The 7,172-nt window shown below is 60.0% G+C and carries 5 protein-coding genes; 4 read left to right on the forward strand and 1 reads right to left on the reverse strand.

The window, feature by feature from the left end; translation table 11 throughout:
- Nucleotide 1 precedes the first annotated feature (1 nt).
- Nucleotides 2-661, reverse strand: a complete 660-nt coding sequence (locus AACY52_RS22345; RefSeq protein ID WP_339418775.1) for a GntR family transcriptional regulator — start codon at nt 659-661, stop codon at nt 2-4.
- Nucleotides 662-941: 280 nt separating this feature from the next.
- Between AACY52_RS22345 and xdhA the strand changes: the two genes are divergently transcribed.
- The 4 genes from xdhA to guaD all read left to right on the forward strand — a co-directional run bounded on the left by xdhA (nt 942) and on the right by guaD (nt 7,006).
- The gene (gene xdhA / locus AACY52_RS22350) at nt 942-2,390 is read left to right on the forward strand and encodes a xanthine dehydrogenase small subunit (RefSeq protein WP_339560791.1); all 1,449 of its coding nucleotides are present in this window, start codon (nt 942-944) and stop codon (nt 2,388-2,390) included.
- Entirely contained in the window at nt 2,383-4,782 is a 2,400-nt protein-coding gene (gene xdhB, locus AACY52_RS22355; RefSeq protein ID WP_339560792.1) for a xanthine dehydrogenase molybdopterin binding subunit, read from the forward strand. The genes xdhA and xdhB overlap by 8 nt, the downstream gene beginning before the upstream one ends.
- Before the next feature lie 67 nt (nt 4,783-4,849).
- Nucleotides 4,850-5,689 (forward strand): xanthine dehydrogenase accessory protein XdhC, encoded by an 840-nt coding sequence (xdhC, locus tag AACY52_RS22360; RefSeq protein WP_339418780.1) that lies wholly within the window; start codon nt 4,850-4,852, stop codon nt 5,687-5,689.
- Between the two features lie 12 nt (nt 5,690-5,701).
- Nucleotides 5,702-7,006, forward strand: a complete 1,305-nt coding sequence (gene guaD / locus AACY52_RS22365) for a guanine deaminase (protein ID WP_339418782.1) — start codon at nt 5,702-5,704, stop codon at nt 7,004-7,006.
- Nucleotides 7,007-7,172: the final 166 nt, after the last annotated feature.

Genomic DNA, 7,172 nt, shown 5'->3' on the forward strand with positions numbered 1-7,172 from the left:
TTTAGGCGTCCGCCAACGCGGCGATGACCAGCGAGCTGCTGCGCTGGCAGTAGGCCGACAGCACCAGGCGAATCTGCACCAGGTCACGGGCCAGTACAGCGGCGAGCAGTTGTTCGAACAGCGCCAGGTACTCGCTCATGGACGCCTTGCGTTGATCCAGGGCCAGGTAATAGGCACGGTTCATCGCAGGCTGCAGGTTCTCGACGGTTTCCTGCAAATACGGGTTGTTGGCGAAGGGGTACGCGGCACGCATGACATTGAAGCTTTCCTCAACGAAAGCGCGGATGTCCTCGCGCTCATAGCTGACCTGCAGGCGCTGCTGTATTTGCAGAAACGGTGCCATGTCGACCTGGGTCTGCCAGCCTTCGGCAACCGCATTGCCGAGCAGGATGTACATCTCGCCCATCAGGGTACACAGGCTCTGCACCTTGTGTGCGGTGAGTTCGGTGACGTGGGCGCCACGGCGCGGCAGAATCGCGATCAAGTGGCGACGTTCGAGGATCAGCAAGGCTTCACGCACGGAACCACGGCTGACATTGAGTGCCAGCGTGACCTTTTGCTCCTGGATCCGCTCCCCAGGCTTGAGATCGCCGCGAATAATGCGTTCGGCGAGGTGGTGAGCGATTTGCTCGGCGAGACTGTCCGGCGCCTTGAACGTCATGTTTTCCCTTCAAAATCTTCTATCAATACAGGCGCGGCAGTGTAGCGCATTGGCCCGCTGATGGCGCTACGCCCACCTTGGCGAATTTGGCACGGAATAAGCAAAGGTTGCAGTGTATAAGCCCGCAAAAACAACGGTTCCAGAAGACTGGACCATAATTGAACGTGTTGTGATCGGATTTTCTTGACCCTTAGGTCAGAAAACAATTGACCGAAAAGTCAGACATGACTAGATTCGGCGCAAAGCGGTTAACAACAATAATGAGTCTGCGAGGCCTTCCGTGATCCAGTTTTTACTTAACCAGGAACTCCGTAGCGAGCACGCCCTGGACCCCAACCTGACTGTGCTCAACTATCTACGCGAGCATGTGGGCAAATCCGGTACCAAGGAAGGCTGCGCCAGCGGCGATTGCGGTGCCTGCACCGTGGTGGTCGGCGAGCTGCACAAGGACGATCAAGGCGCCGAGCAGATCCGTTATCGCAGCCTCAACTCCTGCCTGACCTTTGTCTCGTCCCTGCACGGCAAACAACTGATCAGCGTCGAAGACCTCAAGCACCAGGGCCAACTGCACAGCGTGCAACAGGCCATGGTCGAGTGCCACGGTTCACAATGCGGCTTTTGCACCCCCGGTTTTGTGATGTCGTTGTTTGCCCTGCAAAAGAATAGCGACGCCCCCGACAGCCAGAAAGCCTATGAAGCCCTGGCCGGCAACCTGTGCCGCTGCACCGGTTATCGCCCGATTCTCGCTGCCGCCGAACAGGCTTGCTGCAACAAACCCCAGGATCACTTCGACAGCCGCCAGGCCGACACCATCGCCCGCCTCAAAGCCATTGCGCCGACGCAAACCGGTGAACTCAACAGCGGCGACAAACGCTGCCTGGTGCCCCTGACCGTTGCCGATCTGGCCGACCTCTACGATGCTTATCCCCAGGCGCGCTTGCTGGCCGGAGGCACCGACCTGGCGCTGGAAGTCACCCAGTTCCACCGCACGCTGCCGGTGATGATCTACGTCGGCAACATTGAAGAAATGAAGCACATCGAAGATCTCGACGACCACCTGGAAATCGGCGCGGCCACAGCCCTCTCCGATTGTTACGCCGCGTTGAACGCTGAATACCCGGACTTTGGCGAACTGCTGCATCGCTTCGCCTCTCTGCAAATCCGCAACCAGGGCACCCTGGGCGGCAATATCGGCAATGCGTCGCCGATTGGTGATTCGCCACCGCTGCTGATCGCCCTCGGCGCGCAGATCGTGCTGCGCAAGGGCGAAACCCGCCGCACCCTGGCGCTTGAAGACTACTTCATCGATTACCGCGTCACCGCGCGCCAGGACAGCGAGTTCATCGAGAAAATTATCGTGCCGAAGGGTCACGCGTTGTTCCGCGCCTACAAGGTTTCCAAGCGCCTGGACGATGACATTTCCGCCGTGTGCGCCGCGTTCAATTTGCAGATTGAAAACGGTGTGATCAGCGACGCCCGCGTTGCGTTCGGTGGCATGGCGGCCACGCCTAAACGCGCCAAGAGCGGCGAAGCCGCGTTGGTGGGCGCCACCTGGAACTCGACCACCGTCGAAAAAGCCTGCGCCGCCCTGGCCGAGGATTTCACCCCGCTGTCGGACTTCCGCGCCAGCAAGGAATATCGCCTGCTCAGCGCGCAGAACCTGTTGCGCAAATACTTCATCGAACTGCAAACGCCGCACATCGAGACTCGGGTGACCGCTTATGTCTAACCATCACGCCGTCGTTAAAACCCTAGCCGAACTCGCCGAGCTGTTCGCCCAGGATCTCACCTCTGGCGTGGGCCGCAGCGTCAAGCATGACAGCGCCGCCAAGCACGTCAGCGGTGAAGCGCACTACATCGATGACCGCCTTGAATTCCCCAACCAATTGCACCTGTATGCGCGCATGTCCGACCGTGCCCACGCGAAGATCATCAGCATCGACACCGCGCCCTGCTATGCCTTTGAAGGTGTGCGCATTGTTATCACCCATGAAGACGTGCCGGGCCTGAAAGACATCGGCCCGCTGATGCCCGGCGATCCGTTGCTGGCGATTGATACGGTGCAGTACGTCGGCCAGGTTGTACTCGCAGTGGCCGCCCGCGACCTGGGCACCGCACGCAAAGCAGCGATGGCTGCGGTGATCGAATACGAAGACCTGGAACCGGTGCTGGATGTGGTCGAGGCGTTTCGCAAAAAGCACTTCGTGCTCGACAGCCACACCCACCAGCGCGGTGATTCAGTCGGCGCATTGGCCACGGCCAAAAACCGTATCCAGGGCACTCTTCATATCGGCGGCCAGGAACACTTCTACCTGGAAACCCAGATCTCCTCGGTGATGCCCACCGAAGACGGCGGCATGATTGTCTATTGCTCTACGCAAAACCCCACCGAAGTGCAGAAACTGGTGGCCGAAGTGCTCGACGTGTCGATGAACAAGATCGTGGTGGATATGCGCCGCATGGGCGGTGGTTTCGGCGGCAAGGAAACCCAGGCCGCCAGCCCCGCGTGCTTGTGCGCGGTGGTCGCGCGCCTCACTGGCCAGCCGACCAAGATGCGCCTGCCGCGCGTGGAAGACATGCTGATGACCGGCAAGCGCCACCCCTTCTATATCGAATACGACGTCGGCTTTGACGACTCTGGTCGCCTGCATGGCATCAACCTGGAACTGGCGGGTAACTGCGGCTGTTCGCCGGACCTGTCCAACTCGATTGTCGACCGTGCGATGTTCCACTCCGACAACGCGTATTACCTGGGCGATGCCACGGTGAACGGCCATCGCTGCAAGACCAACACCGCGTCCAACACTGCCTACCGTGGCTTTGGCGGCCCGCAAGGCATGGTCGCCATCGAGGAAGTGATGGACGCCATCGCCCGCCATCTGGCGCTTGATCCGCTGGCGGTGCGCAAAGCCAACTACTACGGTAAGACCGAGCGCAACGTCACCCACTACTACCAGACGGTCGAGCACAACATGCTCGAAGAGATGACCGCTGAGCTTGAGGCCAGCAGCCAATACGCCGAGCGCCGCGAAGCGATTCGCCTGTACAACGCCCACAGCCCGATCCTGAAAAAAGGCCTGGCGCTGACCCCGGTGAAGTTCGGCATTTCGTTTACAGCCAGCTTTCTCAACCAGGCGGGTGCACTGATCCACATCTATACCGACGGCAGCATCCACCTGAACCACGGCGGCACCGAGATGGGCCAGGGCTTGAACACCAAGGTCGCGCAGGTGGTGGCCGAGGTGTTTCAGGTGGAGATCGACCGCGTACAGATCACCGCCACCAACACCGACAAAGTGCCCAACACCTCGCCGACCGCCGCCTCCAGCGGTGCTGACCTGAACGGTAAGGCCGCGCAGAACGCCGCCGAAACCATCAAGCAGCGACTGGTGGAATTTGCCGCGCGCAAGTACGACGTGAGCGAGGCCGATGTGGCATTCCGCAACGGTCATGTGCGCCTGCGTGACCAGATCCTGACCTTTGAGGCGTTGATCCAGCAGGCTTATTTCGCCCAGGTTTCGCTGTCGAGCACCGGCTTCTACAAGACCCCGAAAATCTTCTACGACCGCAGCCAGTCGCGCGGTCGGCCGTTCTACTACTTCGCGTTCGGCGCGGCCTGTTGCGAAGTGATCGTCGACACCCTGACCGGCGAGTACAAGATGCTGCGCACCGACATCCTCCACGACGTCGGCGCCTCGCTGAACCCGGCCATCGACATCGGTCAGGTCGAAGGCGGTTTTATCCAGGGCATGGGCTGGCTGACCATGGAAGAGCTGGTGTGGAACAACAAGGGCAAGCTGATGACCAACGGCCCGGCCAGCTACAAGATCCCAGCCGTGGCGGACATGCCGCTGGAGCTGCGCGTCAAGCTGGTGGAAAACCGCAAGAACCCGGAAGACACGGTGTTCCATTCCAAGGCCGTGGGCGAGCCGCCGTTCATGCTCGGGATTGCTTCGTGGTGCGCGATCAAGGACGCCGTGGCGAGCCTGGGTGATTATCGCCATCAGCCGAAGATTGACGCACCGGCGACGCCGGAGCGGGTGTTGTGGGGGTGTGAGCAGATGCGGCAGTTGCAGGCTGTTGCGCCTGTGGTAACCGAAACCGAGTTGGCTTCGCTTTAGACCGAGACGCCGCCTTCGACTTGCTCGCAAAGACGGCCGAACGGACAACAGAAATGTTGAGGTAAACATGAACAACTGGATCAGCGCCCTCGCCGACCTGCAAAACCAGGGCGAACCCTGCGTCCTGGTGACCATCATCGAAGAGCTCGGCTCCACGCCGCGCAACGCCGGTTCGAAGATGGTAATCAGCGCCGCGCAGACCTTCGACACCATCGGCGGCGGGCACCTGGAATACAAGGCCATGCAGATCGCCCGGGACATGCTCGTAAGTGGCCAGCAGAACACTCATCTGGAACGCTTCAGCCTCGGCGCCAGCCTGGGCCAGTGCTGTGGCGGCGTGACCGTGCTGCTGTTCGAACCCATGGGCCAAGTGCAGGCGCAGATCGCGGTGTTTGGCGCCGGCCATGTTGGCCGCGCGTTGGTGCCATTGCTGGCGAGCCTGCCGTGCCGGGTGCGTTGGATCGATTCGCGCGACCAGGAGTTTCCGGAACATATCCCGCTAGGCGTGCGTAAAATCGTCAGCGAAGAGCCGGTCGACGAAGTCGCCGACTTGCCGGTGGGCAGTTACTGCATCGTCATGACCCACAATCATGCGCTGGACCTGGAACTGACCGCCGCCCTGCTCAAACGCAATGACTTTGCGTATTTCGGCCTGATTGGCTCAAAGACCAAACGGGTCAAATTCGAACACCGCTTGCGTGATCGCGGCTTCGACGCCGCACAGCTGCAACGCATGCGCTGCCCCATGGGCCTCACCGAGGTAAAGGGCAAATTACCGGTGGAGATCGCCGTCTCCATCGCCGGCGAAATCATCGCTACCTATAACGCGAATTTCGGCCAGCACACCGCCAGCGCCGAACCCATTGCCAAACTGCTGCCGGCTTCGCGTCGCAGCCAAGCCCTTTGAATTGAGACGACCATGCCTTTGACTCGCAAAGCCTACCGTGCCGCCATCCTGCACAGCATCGCCGATCCCGCTGAAGTGGGTATCGAAGCTTCCTACGAGTATTTCGAAGACGGCCTGCTGGTGATCGAAAACGGCCAGATCAGCGCGATTGGTCATGCCGGCGATTTGCTGCCGACGTTGCCCGCCGACATCGACATCACCCACTACCAGGACGCGCTGATCACACCCGGCCTGATCGATACACACATCCACCTGCCGCAAACCGGCATGGTCGGCGCGTATGGCGAGCAATTGCTGGATTGGCTGAACACTTACACCTTCCCGTGCGAAAGCCAGTTCGCCGACAAGGCTCACGCCGAAGAAGTCGCTGATATTTTTATCAAGGAGCTGCTGCGAAACGGCACCACCACCGCGCTGGTGTTTGGCAGCGTGCATCCGCAGTCAGTGAACGCATTTTTTGAGGTGGCAGAAAAGCTCGACCTGCGCATGATCGCCGGCAAGGTGATGATGGACCGCAACGCGCCGGACTACCTGACCGATACCGCAGAATCCGGCTACCAGGAGAGCAAGGCGCTGATCGAGCGATGGCACGGCAAAGGCCGACTGCACTATGCGGTCACGCCGCGCTTTGCGCCGACCAGCACGCCGGAACAATTGGCCTTGGCCGGGCAACTGCTGGGCGAATACCCCGACCTGTACATGCAGACGCACATCAGCGAGAACACGCAGGAAGTCGAGTGGGTAAAAACGCTGTTCCCGGAGCGCAATGGCTACCTGGATGTGTACGACCACTACACATTGCTGGGCGAGCGCTCGGTGTTTGCCCACGGCGTGCACCTGTGCGATGACGAATGCGCGCGACTGGCAGAAACGGGCTCGGCCGTCGCGTTTTGCCCGACCTCGAACCTGTTCCTCGGCAGCGGCTTGTTCAACCTGCCGATGGCTGAGAAGCACAAGTTGAATGTGGGCCTGGGCACGGACGTGGGTGGCGGCACCAGTTTCTCGCTGCTGCAAACCTTGAACGAAGCCTACAAGGTCATGCAATTGCAGGGCGCGCGGTTGAGCCCGTTCAAATCGCTGTACCTGGCGACCCTGGGCGGCGCGCGGGCGCTGCGGCTGGAAGACAAGATCGGCACGTTGCAGCCGGGGACGGATGCGGACTTTTTAGTGCTGGACTACAACGCTACGCCGTTGTTGAGCTATCGCTTGAAGCAGGCGAATAACATTGCCGAGACGTTGTTTGTGTTGATGACACTGGGGGATGATCGGACGGTGATGCAGACGTATGCAGCCGGGCAGTTGGTGCATCAGCGCTAACTTTAAAATCACCGCAAAACAAAGGTGGGAGCAAGCCCACTCTTATCAAACAAAAAATAACTCATTGTTTTTGCTCTTAAAATTTAAGCCGCTTTAACCAGCTGCAATCCAAGTTTGCGTGCCTTGCGTTCCAAGGCGCGCATCTGCCGATCACGGCTTCTTTCTT

This window comes from Pseudomonas sp. EA_65y_Pfl1_P113, assembly GCF_963970525.1.
GTDB lineage: Bacteria > Pseudomonadota > Gammaproteobacteria > Pseudomonadales > Pseudomonadaceae > Aquipseudomonas > Aquipseudomonas tritici.